A 20,948-nucleotide genomic window follows, 5' to 3' on the forward strand; every position below is an offset into this window, starting at 1 on the left:
TTGATGTCTATTTAAGCATTTGAATACCATCATTCCCACACCCCAAAATTCTGTATCTTTGATGCAAATACTATTCTATGTCTAAACGCAAGAAAAACAACTCTTCTATACACCAGGTACTTACCCAAATGGTACTTGATATATTTGAACAAAACGGCAATACGCCACTCAACTATAAACAGGTTTCTGCTAAATTAAACGTCCGTGACCCCGAATCGCGCGAGATCATCTACGACATCTTAAAAGACGAGGTTAAAAAATCGGTATTAAAAGAAATCGCTCCGGGCAAATTCCAGCTGCTTGAACTTAAAACCTTTATTGAAGGCGTAGTTGACCTCACCAACGATGGTTCGGCCTTTATCGTTACCGATGACGAGTTTGAAAGCGATATTTTCATCGCTCCGCGTAAGCTTCGCACCGCTCTTAACGGCGACCGTGTGAAAGTTTATGTATACGCCAAAAGTAAAGGCAAGCACAAAGAAGGCGAGGTTATCGAAATTCTGCAGCGTGCCAAAATGGAGTTTACGGGCATTGTTAAACTCTCAGAACGATACGCGTTTTTTATTCCTGATGATCGTAAGATGATGCACGATATTTTCATCCCCATTAGCGAGCTTAACGGGGCTAAAAATGGCATCAAAGCTGTAGCCGAAATCACCGACTGGCCAACAGAAGCTAAAAACCCTATCGGAAGGATCAAACATATCTTAGGAGCCCAAGGTGAAAACGATACGGAGATGAACGCCATCCTGGCCGAATATGGTTTTCCGCTATCATTTCCTGCCGAGGTTGAGCATGATGCTGAAGAAATTCCGGACGTGATCACGCCCGAAGAAATTGCCAAACGCCGTGATTTCCGAAACATCACAACCTTCACCATCGACCCATTTGACGCCAAAGACTTTGACGATGCCCTGTCCTATCGCGTGCTGGATAATGGCAACTACGAAGTTGGTGTTCACATTGCGGATGTATCGCATTACATTACCCCTGATTCAGCTTTGGATAAAGAGGCTTTAGACAGGGCTACCTCTGTTTACCTTGTGGACAGGGTTATCCCGATGCTGCCCGAAAGATTATCAAACGGTCTTTGCTCGCTCAGGCCAAAAGAAGAAAAGCTTTGTTTTTCTGCAGTGTTCGAAATGGATGAAAATGCCAATATCATTACCGAATGGTACGGTAAAACCATCATCTACTCCGACAGACGCTTTACCTATGAAGAAGTACAGGAAGTAATAGAGACGGGAAAAGGTGATTTTAAGGAAGAAATATTCAAGCTCAACGCACTGGCTTATAAGCTTCGCGACCGTAAATTTAAAAACGGCGCTATCAGTTTCGAAACTACCGAAGTTAAGTTTAAACTGGATGAAAACGGCAAACCAACAGGCGTTTATGTAAAAGAGCGCAAAGACGCCCATAAACTAATCGAAGATTTTATGTTGCTGGCTAATCGCAAAGTGGCCGAGCGGGTGAGCAAAATGGGCAAAGGCAAACACAAATACACTTTTGTTTATCGTGTGCATGATTCGCCCAAGCCCGATGCGCTGGCCAATTTTGCCCAGTTTGCAGCCAGGTTTGGTTATAAAATCAATACAAAATCTGACAAGGAAACAGCAAAATCCCTCAATTACCTGATGGAAGACGTAGAGGGAAAAAAAGAACAGAACGTGCTAACCCATCTGGCTATCCGCTCCATGGCCAAAGCTATTTACACTACCAAAAGCAGTGCTCACTACGGTTTGGCTTTTGATCATTATACGCACTTCACCTCGCCAATTCGCCGTTATCCTGATGTCATGGTACACCGGTTGCTGTTTCATTATTTAAATGGCGGACAATCGGCCAATGCCGAGTTTTATGAAAAGCTCTGTTCGCACAGTTCTTTAATGGAGAAAAAAGCAGCCGATGCAGAGCGTTCTTCAGTAAAATACAAACAAGCTGAGTATCTTCGCGACCAGGTTGGTAATACCTTTATGGGCATCATATCGGGGGTTACCGAATGGGGTATGTATGTAGAAATCATTGAAAACAAATGCGAGGGTATGATCCGCCTGCGCGATATCTCGGACGATTTTTATACTTTGGACGAGAAAAATTACGCCATCATCGGTCAGCGTAAAAAGAAAATTTACCAACTGGGCGATGAAGTAAAGATTAAGGTAAAACAGGTTGATCTGACCAAAAAACAGATAGACTTTATATTGGTACAAGAATAATGAACCGTGATTCGCCTGATTTTAGGATTTCCTGATATTTATAATCAAGTCGATCCTAAAATCAAGAAAATCAGGGTTCCCGTAAACAAATGAAACAACTTACAGAGTTACAGTTACTAATAAATGATGCAGTAGGCAAACTAAGCTATCCCGCTTACCCGGCCGATCTGTATGAACCGATAAGCTATATTTTATCTATTGGCGGAAAACGTATGCGCCCTGCCCTGCTCCTGCTGGCCTGTGACCTTTTTGGCGGCGACGTTGACAAGGCTATTGAACCCGCACTGGCTATAGAGGTATTCCATAATTTCACGCTGATGCATGATGATATTATGGATAAAGCCCCGCTCCGCCGTGGCAAAGCAACTGTGCATGAAAAATGGAACGCCAATGTCGCTATCCTCTCCGGCGATGCCATGATGGTAGAAGCCAACCGCCTGATGATGAAGGTTGATGACAGCATTTTGCGTAATGTACTTGACGTTTTTAACGATACTGCGACCGGCGTGTGCGAAGGCCAGCAAATTGATATGAGCTTTGAACAGCGTAACAATGTAAGTATTGAAGAATATATCAACATGATCCGTCTTAAAACGGCGGTGCTGTTAGGTGGTACATTAAAAATCGGCTCCATCATTGGCGGTGCAGCTTTAACCGACGCAGACCTGATCGATGCTTTTGGCGTAAACCTGGGCATAGCGTTTCAGCTACAGGACGACATACTGGATGTTTATGGCGATCCTGAAAAGTTTGGCAAGCAGGTTGGCGGCGATATCATCTCCAATAAAAAAACATTTTTGCTAATCAGGGCCCTTGAACTGACAAAAGGCAGCCAGGCACAAACGCTAAACCAATGGCTAAGTGCAGCTGAATTTGACACTGCAGAAAAGGTTAAAGCTATAACCAACATTTACAACGAACTTGATATCAGGCAGCATGCTGAAAAAGCGATGCAAACCTATGCCGATAGAGCTTTCGTAGCCCTCGACGCTATTAATCTGCCCGAAGATCATAAACAATACCTGCGAGATTTTGCAGACGGCTTGCTGGTGAGGGAGAATTGATTTATATTTAAGGATGAAGAAATTTTCACCCATCCTTATCATTTTAATGGTTTCATTAAGCGCTAAGGCGCAAAAACTTACGCCTCCGCATTTCCGTGGTGGCGATAAGGCATTTCATGAATTTTTAGATCAAAACTTAAAATGGCCAAAGGAGGTAAGCGGAGGAGAAGGCATTGTTACCATAAGCTTTTTTGTTGAAAATGACGGCCGTTTAACCGACTTGAAAGTTGTTAAAGGCATGAGTGAACCTTTTAATAAAGAAGCTTTACGGGTAATTTCTTTATCAAAAAAATGGATCCCGGCCATGCGCGACGGGCATTTTATTAAATCAAAATATTCCGTCCCCATACAATTTTATACCGTGCAGGATGTGCAAGTTTTAGATAGCGCAAAAGCTAATTGACCAATCATCATAAATTTCACCAAGGAACAAAGGTCGATGAAGAGAATCCTGTCCGCTGCGATGTTCATAATGGGAGCCCTAGCAACAAAAGCTCAAACAACTGATACAACAAAGGCTAAAGACCCCGTATTTACATCAGTTGAGCAAGTTCCTGTATTTCCGGGTGGCCTCCAGAAGCTTGCCATACTCATTCATGAAAATTTTAAATATCCTAAAGGAGATACAATTGAAGGCCGGGTATATGTTGTGTTTGTGGTAGAAAAAGATGGAAGTCTTAGCGATTTAAAAATTGCCAAAAGTTTATCCAAGGCTACAGATACGGAAGCGCTACGGCTTATAAAAATGACTTCCCCCTGGCAACCAGGCATGAGAGGGGGCCAGCCCGTAAGGGTTCAATATGCCTTACCCATTAACTTTAAACGCAGCCATTAATATTCTATGAAAAAAGCCATACTAATTTCAACTATATTCCTTTTTGCCGGATATGTTCGTGCCCAAACCCTCACCTCAGGCGGAAAGCTTAAACCCGAGCAGGCCATTATGGATGTTCGGCATTATACAATCTCTCTTGTTGTGGATCCGGAGCAAAAAACCATTAATGGTTTTACTACCATTGATGTAATCATGGCGAAACCAACCAGGGTTTTATTGTTTGACCTGTTAGATTCTTTAACTATCAGCAAGGTTTTAGTAAATGGCAAACAGGAAGCATTTGAATACAAGAATAACCTCATTACCATTAATACAGCCAAAGAGCTACCTGCCGGTAAAGCAAGCGTAAAAGTAATATATGGTGGCAAACCCCATGTTGCCCGTAGGCCACCATGGGATGATGGTTTTATCTGGACCCGCGATTCAACCGGGCACCAGTGGATGGCTATCACTGCCGAAGGCACTGGCGGCAAACTGTATTTCCCATGTAAAGACCATCCATCCGACGAGCCGAACGATGGCGTAGATATGTTTATCACTGTTCCTAAAAACCTCGTAGTTGCCGGGCCTGGATTATTAAAAGGCGTAAGCAAGCAAAAGGGAACAGCGACATTTCATTGGCAAACCAAATACACCATTAACAATTACAGTATATTATTCAATGCAGGTGATTATACCGTGGTAACCCGTCCGTATACTACTGTAGATGGGCATAATGTACCCATCCAGTTTTATGTATTAAAAGAGCATGCCTCTAAGGCCGAGCACCATCTTGATATCTTTGTAAAAACAATTAAAGAGCAGGAGAAATATTTTGGTGAATATCCCTGGGTAAAAGAAAAGATAGGCATAGTTGAAACTCCTCATCTGGGCATGGAGCATCAAACCATGAATGCTTACGGTGCCAAATTTAAATACACCAAAGTTGGGGGCGAAGATTACGATGGCCTGATGCACCACGAATTTGGTCACGAATGGTGGGGAAACAAAGTAACCGCCAAAGACTGGGCCGATTACTGGATCCATGAAGGCATCTGTACTTACGGCGATGCGCTGTATGTAAGGGAATTTGAAGGCGAGAAAGCTTATATCAAGTTCTTCCAAAACTCGGCACTCTCATTCGGCAATAAAATTCCGATTGTTATCGGGAAAGATATTGACGAAGAATCGGCTTATAATGGAGATATCTATGGTAAAGCTGCTTTCTTTATGCATACGCTCAGGTATATTATGGGCGATAGCACTTTCTTCCCTACCCTTAAAAGTTTTGTTACCGACCCACGTTATACTTACAGCAATTTGGCCAATACCGATGATGTGATGCAATATTTTAGCAAGGCTGCGGGTAAGGACTTGAAACCGCTATTTGATCTATACATCTACTCAATCAATAAACTTGAAGTACATGTAAAAGCTCAGCGAGGCGATAAATACCAGGTTCAGTTGTTAAATATAGATATGCCCTTGCCTGTTGACATTACAACTGACGGTGTTACCAAACGTTATACACTTGATAAAAAAGGCATCACCGTAACCAGCAAAACCATGCCGGTTATCGATCCTGATACTTACTATTTAAAGAAACTGATCATCGAATAAATAAAGTACTACTATCTTAAGATGAAACATGTCCTACTTATCGCATTTCTATTTGTAATGTTATTACCCGCCGTTAAAGCGCAGACAGCGAAGATAGACACCTCAGTTTATACCGAGGTTGAGCAACTTCCGGAATTTCCTGGTGGTGTTGAAAAATTTAAAGAGTATATATCGAATACTATAAAAAAATCCCCACTTAAAGACCTGCCTTCAGGATTGGTCATTATTACCTTCATTATAGAAAATAATGGCAGTATAACCAATACCCATGTAACCAAAGGGTTAACTTCTGAAACTGATTCGCTTGCCATCGACATAATAAAAAGAGGCCCTAAATGGAAACCGGCTCAGCAAAGCAGCAAAACCGTACGTTGCCTATACTCTGTACCTGTATTGTTTGGAAAAGGTAACGATATACCAGCCGTTGTAAAAAAGATAAAAGAGCGATAATCGGAAATATCTGCAAAACAAAAAATCCCGATCAAAACTGACCGGGATTTTTTATATCCTAATACTTGTTAACTGATTATTCAGCTACAGTTTCTTCAGCAGCATCAGCAGCTTCTTCTTTTTTAGCTTTTGGTGCAGCAGCTTTCTTTGCTTTTGGAGCTTCTTCAGCAGCAGGAGCTTCAACAGCTACAGCTTCTTTTTTAGCTTTTGGTGCAGATGCAGCTACTTCTTCAACTTCAGCAGCTTCAAACGGAACTACTGATACGTATGAACGATTATCAGCTTTCTTTTTGAAAACTACGATACCTTCAGCCAGTGCAAATAAAGTATGATCTTTACCAAGACCAACGTTTAAACCTGGATTGTGTTTGGTACCACGCTGACGAACGATGATATTACCTGCGATTGCTGGTTGACCACCGAAAATTTTGATACCTAAGCGTTTGCTATGCGACTCACGACCGTTTCTTGAGCTACCGGCCCCTTTCTTATGTGCCATTTTTTATTTCTTTTATGGAATTGCAGAACAACTCCGGTTCAACCTTTAATTATAATGTAATACCGGTGATCTCAATTTTGGTAAATTGCTGACGGTGACCGTTTTTCTTTTTGTAACCTTTTCTTCTTTTCTTTTTGAAGATAATTACTTTATCACCTTTTAAATGTGACACGATCTTAGCCGATACTTTAGCACCTTTCAAATCAGAACCTAATTTGAATTTACCTTCGTTTTCTGCTAACAATACACTGTCAAATTCAATACTAGCGCCTTCATCGCCTTGTAACCTGTGTACAAAGATCTGCTGGTCTTTTGCAACTTTAAATTGCTGTCCTGCTATACTTACTATTGCGTACATGTTTGTTAAATATTGTTTTAAATTTCGAGGTGCAAATATAGGGATTGATTATTTAATAAACAACATCCCGATATTTTATTTTTTACCACGATTCTCTACATCAGTTAGTTTTTTTTGAATCTCGGCTATCAACCTTTGATTAGCGTCAATCAGTTTAGGATTGCCAAAATAATCGGTATCAAAGATCACACGCTTGGTTTTTTCTTTGTATTTGAACTCAATAATGTACCGAACAGCTTTTCCATCAGCAACTTTCGACGTATCACCCGTTTCCTTCGACGGAAAATCCCAGAAACCCAGGTCGGCAGCTTTACGGTGCAGGTATAACAGGTCATCTTTAGTTAAACGCAAATGCTCTTTAACCAACGAATCGCGCCTGTCAAGGTATTGGAACATACCTGTACGTGAATCGTATTTATTTACAAGGCTATCCTTATGACCATACTGAAAACTGATCGATTCGAAATCAACGAAGCGGTATGGCGCATTCTTAATCATCATGCCATAATAATACACGCAGTACAGTATAAACGGCACCACAACAGTCATGATCAGAAATACTTTTTTTAAACGGGGAGACATATATAATTATTGAGTTATTGAATTAGTGAATTATTGTTTTTTCATCATGTAATTGCGAGGTACGAAGCAATCACGAACTATACAGAGCGATTCTATATCAGAGACTATCAACAGCTATAATTTATAGGTGTTAATGAACTGCATTCGGTCGGCTGTCTTCGTTTCTTATAATGCCATAATTATAAATTGATTATTAATGCTTTTTTTCTATCTACAAACTTGGGCGTTGCCTGCGGCCCGGGCTTTCCGTTACAAGTCCTCACCTTTCCTGCCCGCAATCCCAGCCCGCGCTGTGGGCTTTTCACTACAATCCCTAACGCGGCCATACGCGCCAGCTCTAAAATATATTTTCCCATCATCACTGCTTTTTGGGATTTACCCTATAGTTCTTCGCAATGACGGCATACTTTATTCTCTTATTATTTGAGTACCTACCTCTTCTCCTTCCCACTTGCTCACAACGGCTGTTGCCATTGCATTGCCTAATACGTTTGTGGCCGAACGTCCCATATCCAACAACGGATCGATACCTATTAGCAAAAACAAGCCGGCTTCGGGGATATTAAACATAGCCAACGTACCTGCTATAACCACGAGCGAAGCCCTTGGCACACCCGCCACACCTTTACTGGTAAGCATCAGCACCAATAACATGGATAACTGGTGCCCGAATGAAAGATGAATATCATATGATTGCGCCAGAAACAATGATGCAAAGGTCATGTACATCATGGAGCCATCCAAATTAAATGAATACCCCAATGGCAATACAAAGCTTACTATTTTATTACTGCAGCCAAAGCGCTCCAGCTCTTCCAGCACCTTTGGATAGGCCGCTTCGCTCGTTGAAGTACTAAATGCGATCAGCATGGCGTCTTTAATTCTGTTAATAAGTCTGAATACCGGCTTTCTCAATACAATATACCCGGCCAATATAATTACCGACCAAAGTACGATGAGCGAAAAATAAAACTCGCTGATAAAAATACCGTACGTTGATAGTACGCCTATTCCCTGCTTGGCCACTACGGCGGTTATGGCACCAAATATGGCTAAAGGGGCCATTTTCATTACATAACCGGTAATCTTCATGATCACATGTGCAAAGGCATCCATTGCTTTGACCACTATTTTGCCTTGTTCGCCTATCGCTGCTGTCGCTACGCCAAAAAATAAAGAGAACACAACAATCTGTAATATTTCGTTATTGGCCATCGCCTCAATAAAGCTCTTAGGGAAAACGTGACCGACAAACTCGGTTAATGATAATGCAGATTTCTTGATACCGGTACTTAAATGACTATCCGGAAGCGGCAGGTGCATGGTTTTGCCCGGTTCAAACAGGTTAACCAATAACATGCCTAATAATAAAGACACCAGCGTAGCGCTGATAAACCAAAGCATGGTTTTGCCACCAATCCGGCCCACAGCTTTGATATCCCCTACCTTGGCTACGCCTACCACCAGGGTGGTAAATACCAACGGGGCCACAATCATTTTTATAAGATTGAGGAAGATCTTGCTCAGGATATTATAAAGTTCAAGTTTATCTTCCCGCGCATCGGTAGCCTGGCTTTGCAGTTTAACCTGGGTAATTCTTTGTAACTTAAGATCTTTGTAGGCCGCAACCGTAGTATCGGGTAATGCTTCAATATTTTTATCAATAGCTTTAATTGCAGTCCCGGCGGTACTGAGCTGTTTATTCAAATCGGCAAAAACGTAGGTATTATAAATATAACCGGCTATCACACCCAATACCAGTGCGATAAAAATGAAGAGCGTCAGTCTGCTTTTTTTCATTTAATTTAATAAGCCTGCAAAACTACAAAATTTACGCGCTGTTTAAACAGGTGTGGGAATATTCTATTTTCCATTTAAATCAGATGAGAAAATAAAATCGTTGCACTCAGCAAACGCTATTTCAGTTTCTTCACTAATTTTGCGTACTACAATTAATTACACCATTATAATTGGAACCCCTTCGTGTAATTCGTTCTAATTGAATCAAGCTTAAAAGGCAATTCGTGAAAAATATTTAAACAATTAGTATTTTACCCGCTTATTTACAACATGAGTATCACAGCTTACGGATTACAGCATATAAAAAAGGAAATTCAGCACCTGCACAACGAGCAATTGGCCGAATTAATGCTGCGCTTGGCACGGTACAAAAAAGAAAACAAGGAGCTGTTGGCCTACCTGCTTTTTGAAGCCCATGATGAAGCCGCTTTTATTGAAAAAGTAAAAGCCGAAGCGGGTTTCATGTTCAGCCAGTTATCATCGCTGAGTTACAACGCAGCAAAGGGTATGCGCAAAATATTGAGGTTGCTGAGCAAGTACACCAAGTTTATGACATCAAAAGGTGCTGAGATTGATTTACTGATCAATTTTTGCGAAAATTACCTTGAATATGCCGACCGGCGCACCTCATACAAACCCTTAAGGCTGATATTGATAAGGCAGGTTGAAAAGATCCGTGGTTTAATTAACAAGCTTCATGAAGACTTACAATTTGACTACCAGGATAGTTACAATAAATTAATAAGCGATGCAGAAAGCAAGCTTGGCTGGTTTAAAAAGAATGATCACTTGTTGTAACATATAAAGTTTAACATCGTCTAAATATAAAATTAACTGAAGTGGCCAACAAAGAAGCAGCATTCAAGCAGATATATGAAGCTAATTCTAAAAAGATATTCCATCTGTGCTATGGTTATACCGGCGATGACGATGCCGCCAATGACCTGCTACAGGAAACTTTTTTAAAGGTTTGGCAAAATTTAGAGAAATTCCGTAACCAGGCCATGATATCAACCTGGATTTACCGCATTGCTGTAAATACCTGCTTAACCTATTTGCGCTCGGAAAAACGCCAGGCCAAAGACGAACTAACCCCACAATTAGCGGAAACAAAACGAGAAGAACTATCGGATAAAAACGAGCAGGTAGCTTTGCTCTATAAATGTATTTCAAAACTGGAAGAATCAGAAAGGATTATTATAACTATGGTACTTGATGAGGTGCCATACCCCGAAATTGCTGAAATTTCGGGTATATCAGAAGGGAACCTGAGGGTGAAAATTTATCGTATAAAACAAAAATTAACGGAGTTATATAACCAGTATGAAAGACTTTGATCATTTGATGTCGGTTTGGCAGGGACAGCCAAAACCAGATCAGCTTTCGGTGGATGAGGTGCTGAAGCAGGTAAAGAAGGGAATAAGGAGTATAACCCAAAAGTTATACTGGAGTATTGTGGCCATGGTTGTAACTGTCGCATTCGCTTTTGTCGTCACTTTTTTCCTGGCATTTAAATCTGCAGTTACTACTATCGGAATCCTCATCGTACTGGTAACCATGTTGATGTATCTTTCATTAATGGTACGTCATTACCACATTTTGAGTAAGCGCGATGCAACACTCAACCCTGCCGAATATCTTGACAGCCTTAAGGCATATCAAAAAAACCGCAGCAAAGTTATAGGTTGGTTTTATTATACCTATATATTGTTGCTCAGCGCAGGCTTGGCCATGTATTTTATCGAAGTACTTGAACATTCATCCCTCACTTTTAAAATAGTAACATATACATCAATCGGGATCTGGTTTTTGTTCACTACGTTTTACCTTAAACCCCGGATGTTTAAGAACGAGGAAGAAAAGCTAAACCTTATGATTGACAGATTAGTGAGGTTGAAAGAACAATTTGATTAAAGGATTAGTTTTTTAGATTTGCCTGATGGCTATTTCCGAAACTGTAACAATTCAAAAATTAACTTTAGCTGATGCCGACGTATTATTGGAGCTAAGCAAAAAAACTTTTTTTGATTTCTTTGCTCATTTAAATAAACCAGAAGATATGGAGGCTTATGCATCTGTAGCCTTCACGCCGCAAAAAATACAAGCAGAGCTCAGTAACCCAAACTCTCATTTTTTCTTCGCGATGCTGGATGGTGAAATAACCGGCTATCTCAAGCTAAACTATTGCCACGCCCAAACAGAATTTCAGGATCCTGCTGCAGTTGAAATTGAGCGCATTTATGTTTTGGCCGAATATCACGGCAAAAAGATAGGCCACCAATTTATTGATTTCACCTTAAAAGCAGCTACGGATAAACACCTGCAATACGTTTGGCTTGGTGTTTGGGAACACAACCTAAAAGCAATTGCTTTTTATGAAAAACATGGCTTTGAAGTATTCAGCAGCCATGAATTTGTCCTGGGAAGCGATAAGCAAACCGATTTATTAATGAGGAAAGCGATCTTATCAAGCTCAAAGCCGAAAGCCTAAGGCCGAAAGCTTTTTTGCTTTATTGATTTCTTTTCGCTTTAAGCCTTAGGCTTTTAGCTATTTAATAACGGCAATTGATAATTAACTCCAACCCTTAACGCTTTTAAGCCTGTAACGCCCTGTAACTCTTCCAGTTCAAGATATTCCAGGTCATCAAGCAAGTAACCCTGTCCTTGCAGGTACCTGATGTACTCGTCATATTCAGCAGCTTCTGTTGGGTTAAAATATACCATGGCTATTTTGCCAGGCTGGGTAAGGCGTTCAAAAGTTCCTGCTATTAAAACTTTATCAATCCGCTTTTTTACCACCTCGTAACGGATATTATAGGCCCCCTCAACGTCAAAACGCCTTTCATCGTTTCTGAAACTGATATCTATAGCGTTTGAGTGAATAAATATCAAGTGCGTGGTTTGCAAAGGACGTGAAAGCTGATCGCCAAGGTCGTTTGTCATCCGGGCTATTTCGGCCATTGACCGTAACTGCCACAAACGGATATTTTTAAGGTACAGCATATCGAAAACGCGTTGCGGCGCTATCGATTGCCCTATGTAAATATCATATTCCACCCCATCTGTACGGAATTTTTCAAAATAACAGGGAAATGATTCCTGCACTTCTGTCTGAGCCTGCTCCAGGTATTGGTTGATAGAAGTATTTATAAGCTGCATGGAGGTTTCCAGCTTACGCCTGTTTTCAAACGAAGCGCCGGTTTCCTCATTCATGGCATTAAAATACCTGTCAATAGTTTCCCTTTCGGCAGGGTAATTATTTCTGAAATGCTCCAGGAAAGGATTAATCTCGTTATGAAGGAAAGTATCCAGCATCAATTCATCATTGGTAGTAATATAACCGCTGATGCGTTCGAGCCACTCTTCGCATTTAGATACCAACTTGCCGGTAAGGCTTAAATGAATATTTTCATTTAAAACCTGGAGCGTTTCAATAAGTATGGTGAGCAGATTTTTCAAATCCTCCTGCAGGGCGCTGTTGCGTTCAACTGTGGAATTGCGGATATCGACAGCCCCGAACAAAGGGTAAACATGGCTGAATGATACTGTTTCAATTTCGGGGCTCTTTTTCTTCTTTCTTTTTTCCTTAAGATAATTCCAGGCCACTTCATTAAACTTCCATTGAACCGACGGTTGCAACGAGGTAAATTTATTTTTGATAACACTTGAAATGCGGGCCTCAAACTGATCGATGCTGTTTTGCAGCAATTGGGCAATCAGCGGGATAGTAGCCTGTAATTTCGAGAGCAGTTTTTCGTAAAAAACAATCTCTTTATATGAAAATACTTCCATGATGCCTACATTTTTCTTATTGTAGTACACCGGGAAAATTCCGTAAGATTTAATGCCGGCTTGTTTCAAAACCTGCAAAAAGGGGAATTTACCTATTTTTTCGTTGGTAATGGAATTGAAAAAGATAGGCCTCGGGTTTTGGTTGTAATCATCAATGATGGCGTCAAACGTTTCTTCCGCAAGGTTAAAATCTTTAGCGGCCTTAAGCAGGATACTTCTGGAGCATTCGTCGTTATCAAAAATAGGCTCATTATTGATAGTTAAAAAAGGCATCAACCCAAACTCAATGCCCGGGCTTTCGGCAAGGGATTTTAGCGAGCTGATGATGTGCGCATATTGCTCCTCCTCATTTGCCGAATGGTTAACAAGCTCAGTACGAATATTTTCGAGCGCATGGGTTAGCGTTACATCAGTTAATGTAATTATCGAAAACCCCTTAAATTTAAAAATATTGAGCGGTATTACCTTTTCAATAAGCTCAAGGCTGGTATGCGAATGTAAATACGGTTCAATAGTATCAAAACTAAGTTCAGGCAGTTCGCCATTCAATTCAATCTCCACGAAACGGGCATCAGTCTGGATATTAAAATACCTTGAAAGACCGGTTTCAGGATCTTCGTATGAAAACAGCAATTCATTCTTAATTGCCGACGAAAAGCCATACATCCGCTCAAGAATCAGGTTATAAATGAACCGCTTTTGCCTATCACTGAACATTTCGTTCTTGGATACATTCAACGCATATAAATTAGAATGATGACTTGAATGGAAATCATAAAAAGCCTCAGTACTGAAAAATATCTTATCAGGTACCGGTGTACTTAGCGCCCAGTGAAATTCCTTTTCGTTAGCTATTGGCGGTGTCAGTATGGAGTAAATGAGCTCCAGCATTTCCCGGTACTTTTCGGCGTCCGTGGGCCGCATATCCAGGTCAATACATATATCATGCTCAAAACGTTCCAAAACATAGCGATAAAACTCGCTTTTGAGCGTCTTTTCGGTAGCAATCCGTTCTTTTAAATGCTCCACGAACGGGTTAAATGTCAGGCATGTTTCAACCTGACAAATGGTGCATTCGTTTTTGCTTATATTGAGTACTTCTGTGTGCATTTTTATAACAGTTTTACCCTCTTTAAAATCTGAAACTTGTTGAAAGATAAGGGTACCATCCTTCTTCAGAGTAACCTGCAATTATCTTGATAACCGCGAGTCTTGCCGGTGCTACGTAAAAGCCTGCGCCGGTGCCGTTATGCCATTTATCTGAACTTTGCCCGTTTTCCCAAACACGGCCTATATCATAAAATCCTAAAACCCCTATTTGTCCTGGAACTATATAACTGGCAAAATCAGTTAATTTTATCCTCAACTCCAGGTTATTATAAAAACTATGCTGGCCGGCAAACCTGTATAACCTGTAGCCTAATAAGTTATCCTGCCCGCCTAAAAACAACGACTGATAAAAAGCGGTTTTTCCGATGGTAATGCCGCCGCCCACCCTATCGGCCAAAACAATGGTGCTTTTGGCATTCAGGCTTTTGTACAAAGCAGCCTGTGGCATAAGCTGGGCAAAACTTGTAGAGTTATTATTTAAGCCATTAAACTCCTGAAGTTTAATATTTACAAAACTTCCCCAGGCCGGAAGCACCTTATCGTTGCGCTTATCACTGGTAAAGTTAACAACAATACCGGCATGCATTTTTGTTTTGTCAAAGGTATAACTGTCGGGCGCGTTTGTGAGTAACGGATATGTAATAAATCGGCCGATATTGTCATCAACATCTAATTTATAGTACTGAAAAGCAGGGCCTACCGTTACAGAAGTGCCCGATTCATTGCGCCACCTAAAGGCTGGGCTAAAGGTAAAATTATCAAAGCGGGTACGGTAATATTTGCGATAATCGCCTACTTTAACAAATGGTGTTTCATTGCCACGGCCAAAAAAATTGATATTATCCGGAAAGTCAAGCTGGGCATCCATCAAAAAGTCGGCTTTGCCAAAAGCGTGGATCCACTCGCCGTTATATTTAATCTTAAAAGCCTTTGTAGTGAACGAGTGACTGGCAAACACTGTTTGCACATCGTTGTAAGGCAGTTTTTGAAAACCCTCCTGGTGAGTATATTTAAAACCTGCTCCAAGCAATACGCCCTCATCCGGGTTGTAAGAGATATTAGCCAGCGGCGCTATCACATTCATCAGGTTAACCCTTAAGTACGATGTATTAGCGCTATCCTTACTTATGTGTTTGTTAACCCTTGATTCATCGCCAGTTATAGTCAGCTTTTTGCCACGGTCATAAAGCTGTACCGTGTTAAGCGATTTTACAATATTGTAAGTTTTGGTGCCTGTGCTATCAATAAACCGCAGCTTAATTGGCGATGTGGCATTATCAAGCACTACTTTATCATCACCGCCGCTTACATAAATGCGGAGCTCTTTGGTAATATCAGGATGATAATTCTGGTTCATGAGCGTATCCTTAATCTCACCATCTTTATTGATCTTATTGATGATCACGTTGAGGCTGCCATTAGGCTCATCTTCCACCGTTACCAGCTCATTTTTATTTGAAGTATGGATATCAACTATTTTATTGATGAATTTGTAGTAATACTCCATTTCGGCCGGGATATTGGCTCGACGCTCCTTCAGTTGTTTCAGCAATACATCATGTCTTAATTTGTACGATGATTCGGGCAGACGCCTTAAACCGGCTTCCAGTACCTCATCAGTTTCTGCCGCAACAAAATCTTTTACAATTTTTGTCCATTGTTCATGACTGTATTGTACCGATGGCCATCGTTGCATGAACATGGTTTTCCATAAGGAATATTTTACGCTGTAGATCTCACCGCTAAAGCCCTGCAGGTTCGGCGCAATCCATGGCTGCGCTGCTATGGTTGGCAATACTCCCTGGTTGGTGTAAAAAACCTGATCGCGGTCGCGCGGAACGGCAGTATAAAATTTACCTTTCCCTTTATCCTCATCGCGCCAGCGCCACTGGTCACCATGCCTGTCCCAGTCGCCGATGAGCAAATCGAGCAGGCGGGCGCGTAAAAACTCCTCGCTGTCTACGGTATTATCATTGTCCTCCAGCATTTTACCAATCATCTTCACGGTATTGTCTGATTTGCCGCCTGGTTCGCGTTCTTCAAGCAAACAAACTTTATTGGCAAAAATATTAGCATATTGCCCTAAAACCGGATCAGCCGATACCACACCGATTATCGGGTTGGCATGGGGAACGCGAGCGGCGGTGGCCAGCGGTGGTACTATTAACGCCGAAAACGGATGCTGGGCGCTCATGGCATCATTAACCCAATCTTTGGCAAAGGTTTCCTGGAATTCATCGGGCAGGATCTTTTCAGGTTGTTTCTCCACACTACGCAGCACCCATTCCTTCCCATCCTTATCAATTAAACGAAGCGAATGTGTCTGGAAACCACCGCCAATGCTTTCAGCCTTTAATCCGCCATGAATTTCCGACAGCCTGATCACAGGAAGTTTGGTTTCGGCAGCCCACTCTTTGCGGTAGTTTTCACCAAACCAGCGGCGGTGAAAATTGCTTACGCTGTCATATTTGGGGTGCACCCTAACCATGATGCTATCTGCCTTGATAGGCGTATGCAGCATATCCGGAATATTTTTCACCGATGTATAAGGTTGTGTATAAGTAAACACCTGCTTAACTCCTTTATCACTGTCGATGTAATAGGTAAAGCGCATCCGTTTATCTATTAACAGATCGGCAGTTACATAGCCTTGAGTAGCATCAGCAAAAAGGGAGTATTTACCTTTAATAGCATAGGTTTGCTTGGCACCTGCGCCGCTAACCACCTGCAACTGTCTGCTTTTGATGAATTGCAGCCCATGCTCATGACCCGCCACATGGATAAGGTTTGGAAAACTGCCAAAAACAGCATCAACCTTTCTGATCATGTCTTTATACAAGGGATGCCCCAAATCTTCGGGGTTTGAAAATGCAGAGCGTAAAAACGGGTAAAGCGAACCGATAACAGGCAACGGTACCCAAAGGTCTTTATTGGCTACGGTAAGCGGGAAAATATGATCTTTAAGCGAAAAATATCCACCATGTGTACCATAACTCTGGAATGGATGATGCGATGCCAGGATGATAACCTTATCTTTGTTTCGCTCAAATATCAGCTTGATCTTATCGGCAATGTCATCTTTGTTTTTGCAATCGCACTCGGCGCCGGGGTTACTTTTATTGAATGGATATAGCCACCATTCGCTATCGAATGCTATTACTGTAAGATCCTTTGTCAGGTTAATCTCAACTGGATCAGGGCAGCCATTTTCAGGCACCATTTTAAGCAGTTTATCACCCTGCTGATTAAGGTACTCCCACTGTCGTTTTATTTTGGCTAAACCAAGCGGGCCCATTTTATCCCAGTCATGATTACCGGGTATAAAGTACACAGGCGCACCGGCAGCCCGCATAGGCTGGTATTGCGATTGCAGGATCTTTTGGGTTTCGGCTTCTTCCGGGCTACCCGGCAATCCTATCCCCCGTGGATAAATATTATCTCCCAGATAAAATACCGAAGTTTTATTTTTAAGCACATTGGCTGCCGCATGTTTTAAAACGGCACTTTGCTGCATGTCTATTTCGCCGGCGTCGCCAATTAAAATCATCCTGTACTGTACCGAATCCTGGGCCTGTGTTTTTAGCGTGCCCAATAGTAAAACAAACAACAAGGGTAGTTTTTTAATCATGAGGTTTGGTTGAGATGTATGTAGTATTTGCACTATTTGTGCTTCAAAGCACTATTTCTTAAAGCTGAATTTCAATATATTGCCAGCACTTAACTGATCGCCCTCGTTTGAGATATACAGGTTGCGCTGGTTATCAAATGCCATACCTTCGGGCTGTCCGAATATGGTAACACTTAAAGGATAAACATTTTTCACTTTCCAGTTAGCATCGGCAACTACCAGCATTTTATTTACCGACGAAAGGATATACCACTCATTGGTAAATGTATTTTTTGCTATTGCCGAAGGGCGAAACGGTACACGCTTTTTATCAGCCAACCGCTCAATTTCCCTAACATCTATTGCAAAACTGCCGGTCTGTTTCAGGGTACCGTCTGCCTGGATTTTCAAAATATAGCCGGTGCTGCTTTGGGATGTTTTTTCATCAGCACAATGCTTGCACAACACATAAACCAAACCGTTTTTTTCATCGGCACACATAGCTTCAAACTCACCTTCGGGTAACTGGCCTTCAGTTTTTTGTACGTTGGTTACTTCTTTAGTCCTAACCTGGTTAAACGGAAAAGTAAATAACGTACCATCGCTTTTTAGCATGATCACCTGTTCACGGCAAATGGCCACATCCTCATAGTCACCGCTTTTGCCAAACTTGGTATAGTTAGCTTTTTTATCGCCCAGTTTCAGGTTAAACAAAAAGCCTTCTTCGTCCTGCTCGGCATAAACCGAATCATTTTTACCATTGTGAAAGGCAAAACCTGAGATTTCGGTGAGATCTTCGGGCATTTTATATTTAACAGGATTATTAAGGTCGTATCCCGTCGGACTGGCAGGGATTGCCTTTTCTTTATTTTTACAAGAGATGATCAAAAAAACTACGGCCACGGCAAGCATGCCGGCTACATAAAGGGTCATTGCTCGTTTAGCACCTTGTTTTTTAAACCCCGTCATATTTTTTTTGCTGTAAAAGTTCATAAATGGCCCGCTGCGATTGTACCGGCGGTTCAGTTTTATCAACCCTTATGTTTTGCAATTGTTCATTTAATTTTACAGCCTGCACATTATCGGCCAGTTGAATATCAAGCATGGCAATTACCTCGTTCCTGATGCGCTCATCATAAACCGGAAAACACACCTCGATACGGCGGTAAATATTACGGTTCATCCAATCGGCCGAGCCCATGAAAACCTCCTGGTCACCGCTGTTATGAAATATAAAAATACGTCCGTGCTCCAGGTAACGATCAACTATACGTCTTATGGTGATGTTTTCGCTCATACCCGGCACCCCGGGTATAAGGCAGCAAATGCTACGTACAATCATCCTGATCTTCACCCCTGCCTGCGACGCTTCGTAGAGTTTGCCAATCAGCACCCGCTCTTCCAGGTTATTGAGTTTTATGGTGATCCCCGCCGGCTTCCCTTTACGGGCCTGCTCAATTTCCCTGTCTATAAGCTCAATAAACTTTGATTGCAAATTAAATTGAGCCACCAGCAGGTGTTCAAAATCAATATCATATCCCTCGGCCGATTTTGCTTTTTTAGCAAGGTAGATAAACAGCAGGTCCATTTCTCGCAGCAATTGCGGATTGGCCGTCATCATTATATGATCTGTATAAAAGGCAGCAGTACTTTCGTTAAAATTACCGGTTGCTAAAAGTCCGGCATATTTAACACGGCCATCAACAAAGCGCTTTACAAGCCCTACTTTGGCATGTACCTTTATAGCTTTATCGCTGTAAATTATATCGGCACCGGCCGCCTTTAGCTTTTTAGCCCATTTGATATTGTTGGCTTCATCAAACCGGGCCTTGAGCTCAACCAACACGCGCACCTTTTTACCACTCTGAGCAGCGCTGATCAGTGCATTTACAATCCGCGAATCGCTGGCTACGCGGTAAAGCGTTACAGAAATTTCCTCAACACTTTCATCGATAGCTGCCTCATTAAAAAACCGGAGAATAGAGTTATAGGATTGATAAGGTGCGTGAAAAATACAATCACCTTTATCAATGTAATCAAATATAGATTCGTCCGCGCTGATCTGCCTGTTCGCCAATGGCGGCCATTTAGTATATTTTAAAGATGGGATACCTACCGGCAAACCCATTAAATCTTTAAGGTTATGGTAAAAGCCGCCTTCAACAACACTTGATCCCAGTACACCCAGTTTATCTTCAACCAAATGCAATATGCGCAACGGAATCCCTGGCTGGTGCAAAAAGCGTGTTGCCAAACCCAGGTCACGTTTTAGCAATTGTTTTTCAATCTGCTCCTGAACGTCGCCATCATAGTCATCTTTAAGCTCAAGCTCAGCATCGCGGGTTATTTTGAAGCTGTAACAGCCTTTTATTTCTTCGGTTTTAAAGATCTTGTCCAGATTATACCGCACAATATCATCCAGGAAAATGATGTATTGTTTACCTCCTTCATTAACACTAAAAAACCGCGGTAACTGGTTTGAGGGAATGTTGAGGATCACTGACCTTTCCTTCTTCTTATCCAAACCAAGGTTCACTAAAAAGTATAGCCGGTTATTTTCGGGGAAGAATTGTTTTTTACCGCCTACCAGGTCAATAGGTTGCAAAAAGGCAAGTACCTGGCTGTAAAAATAGTCGCTCACTCTATCTGCTATAGAAGCCGGAATAGGCTCATTGAACAGCAGGTTTACATTATTTTCTTTTAACAACGGAATAAGCCTGCCTGTAAAAACCTTCCCAAAGCGATTTTGCTGAGCTTCTACCAGTTGCTGGGCTTTATATAGTACATCCTCGCTTTCATCGACTTTATTAAGCAGGTTAAGCTTGTGCAGTGCCATTACCACCGGCATCCGCACGCGATAAAATTCGTCGAGGTTGGATGAAAATATAGCAAGAAAATTTACCCTTTCCATTACGGGGAGTTCTTCGCTTTCGGCCTCCATCAATATGCGTTCATTGAAAAGTAACCAGCTCAGGTCCCTGTCGAAAAATGAGTATTCCATAGGTGCAGATTTTGTTTTTGGCAGTACCCCGACCG

General features: G+C 41.6%; 18 protein-coding genes. 10 read left to right on the forward strand and 8 right to left on the reverse strand.

Translation table 11 applies throughout. The features are described 5' to 3' along the window. The first annotated feature begins 77 nt into the window (after positions 1–77). The 6 genes from rnr (at position 78) to BLS28_RS13425 (ending at position 6,164) form a co-directional block, all read left to right on the forward strand. Positions 78–2,216, forward strand: coding sequence for a ribonuclease R (gene rnr, locus BLS28_RS13400; RefSeq protein WP_091167768.1), 2,139 nt, complete (start codon positions 78–80; stop codon positions 2,214–2,216). An 89-nt stretch (positions 2,217–2,305) separates the two neighbouring features. Next, positions 2,306–3,280, forward strand: a complete 975-nt coding sequence (locus BLS28_RS13405) for a polyprenyl synthetase family protein (protein ID WP_091167769.1) — start codon at positions 2,306–2,308, stop codon at positions 3,278–3,280. 13 nt (positions 3,281–3,293) lie between these two features. Beyond that, the gene (locus tag BLS28_RS13410; protein ID WP_091167771.1) at positions 3,294–3,683 is read left to right on the forward strand and encodes a TonB family protein; all 390 of its coding nucleotides are present in this window, start codon (positions 3,294–3,296) and stop codon (positions 3,681–3,683) included. A 36-nt stretch (positions 3,684–3,719) separates the two neighbouring features. After that, the gene (locus tag BLS28_RS13415) at positions 3,720–4,115 is read left to right on the forward strand and encodes an energy transducer TonB (RefSeq protein WP_091167774.1); all 396 of its coding nucleotides are present in this window, start codon (positions 3,720–3,722) and stop codon (positions 4,113–4,115) included. 6 nt (positions 4,116–4,121) lie between these two features. After that, entirely contained in the window at positions 4,122–5,714 is a 1,593-nt protein-coding gene (locus BLS28_RS13420) for a M1 family metallopeptidase (RefSeq protein ID WP_091167777.1), read from the forward strand. A 21-nt stretch (positions 5,715–5,735) separates the two neighbouring features. Next, positions 5,736–6,164 (forward strand): energy transducer TonB, encoded by a 429-nt coding sequence (locus BLS28_RS13425; protein WP_091167780.1) that lies wholly within the window; start codon positions 5,736–5,738, stop codon positions 6,162–6,164. Positions 6,165–6,240: 76 nt separating this feature from the next. Here the strand turns inward: BLS28_RS13425 and rpmA are convergent, their stop codons facing one another. From rpmA to BLS28_RS13450, 4 genes are all read right to left on the reverse strand, one after another. Then, positions 6,241–6,663, reverse strand: a complete 423-nt coding sequence (rpmA, locus tag BLS28_RS13430) for a 50S ribosomal protein L27 (protein ID WP_091167783.1) — start codon at positions 6,661–6,663, stop codon at positions 6,241–6,243. 49 nt (positions 6,664–6,712) lie between these two features. Then, the gene (gene rplU, locus BLS28_RS13435; RefSeq protein ID WP_090467954.1) at positions 6,713–7,021 is read right to left on the reverse strand and encodes a 50S ribosomal protein L21; all 309 of its coding nucleotides are present in this window, start codon (positions 7,019–7,021) and stop codon (positions 6,713–6,715) included. Between the two features lie 75 nt (positions 7,022–7,096). Then, a complete protein-coding gene (locus BLS28_RS13440; protein WP_176844452.1) occupies positions 7,097–7,603 on the reverse strand; it encodes a hypothetical protein in 507 nt (168 codons plus the stop codon). Between the two features lie 408 nt (positions 7,604–8,011). Beyond that, on the reverse strand, positions 8,012–9,403 hold the full coding sequence (locus BLS28_RS13450; protein ID WP_091167787.1) for a dicarboxylate/amino acid:cation symporter: 1,392 nt from the start codon (positions 9,401–9,403) through the stop codon (positions 8,012–8,014). A 270-nt stretch (positions 9,404–9,673) separates the two neighbouring features. Between BLS28_RS13450 and BLS28_RS13455 the strand changes: the two genes are divergently transcribed. From BLS28_RS13455 to BLS28_RS13470, 4 genes are read left to right on the forward strand one after another with little or no spacing between them, the layout of a single operon-like run. Then, the gene (locus BLS28_RS13455; protein WP_091167791.1) at positions 9,674–10,201 is read left to right on the forward strand and encodes a hypothetical protein; all 528 of its coding nucleotides are present in this window, start codon (positions 9,674–9,676) and stop codon (positions 10,199–10,201) included. Between the two features lie 41 nt (positions 10,202–10,242). Beyond that, the gene (locus BLS28_RS13460) at positions 10,243–10,740 is read left to right on the forward strand and encodes an RNA polymerase sigma factor (RefSeq protein WP_090525007.1); all 498 of its coding nucleotides are present in this window, start codon (positions 10,243–10,245) and stop codon (positions 10,738–10,740) included. Next, on the forward strand, positions 10,727–11,317 hold the full coding sequence (locus BLS28_RS13465) for a hypothetical protein (RefSeq protein ID WP_090525003.1): 591 nt from the start codon (positions 10,727–10,729) through the stop codon (positions 11,315–11,317). The genes BLS28_RS13460 and BLS28_RS13465 overlap by 14 nt, the downstream gene beginning before the upstream one ends. 25 nt (positions 11,318–11,342) lie before the next feature. Continuing rightward, positions 11,343–11,894, forward strand: coding sequence for a GNAT family N-acetyltransferase (locus BLS28_RS13470; RefSeq protein ID WP_091167796.1), 552 nt, complete (start codon positions 11,343–11,345; stop codon positions 11,892–11,894). A 53-nt stretch (positions 11,895–11,947) separates the two neighbouring features. Here BLS28_RS13470 and BLS28_RS13475 read toward each other — a convergent pair whose 3' ends face one another. The 4 genes from BLS28_RS13475 to ppk1 are packed head-to-tail and all read right to left on the reverse strand — an operon-like array spanning position 11,948 to position 20,913. Beyond that, positions 11,948–14,305, reverse strand: a complete 2,358-nt coding sequence (locus BLS28_RS13475; protein ID WP_143020754.1) for a GAF domain-containing protein — start codon at positions 14,303–14,305, stop codon at positions 11,948–11,950. 22 nt (positions 14,306–14,327) lie between these two features. Beyond that, positions 14,328–17,933, reverse strand: a complete 3,606-nt coding sequence (locus BLS28_RS13480) for a BamA/TamA family outer membrane protein (protein ID WP_091167802.1) — start codon at positions 17,931–17,933, stop codon at positions 14,328–14,330. 51 nt (positions 17,934–17,984) lie between these two features. Further along, complete coding sequence (locus tag BLS28_RS13485; RefSeq protein WP_256337417.1) at positions 17,985–18,881, reverse strand: SdiA-regulated domain-containing protein; 897 nt, start codon at positions 18,879–18,881, stop codon at positions 17,985–17,987. Then, positions 18,868–20,913, reverse strand: coding sequence for a polyphosphate kinase 1 (gene ppk1 / locus BLS28_RS13490; RefSeq protein WP_091167805.1), 2,046 nt, complete (start codon positions 20,911–20,913; stop codon positions 18,868–18,870). Before ppk1 ends, BLS28_RS13485 begins: the two co-directional genes overlap by 14 nt. Between the last annotated feature and the right edge of the window lie 35 nt (positions 20,914–20,948).

It is taken from the genome of Mucilaginibacter gossypii (genome assembly GCF_900100945.1).
Lineage (GTDB): Bacteria > Bacteroidota > Bacteroidia > Sphingobacteriales > Sphingobacteriaceae > Mucilaginibacter > Mucilaginibacter gossypii.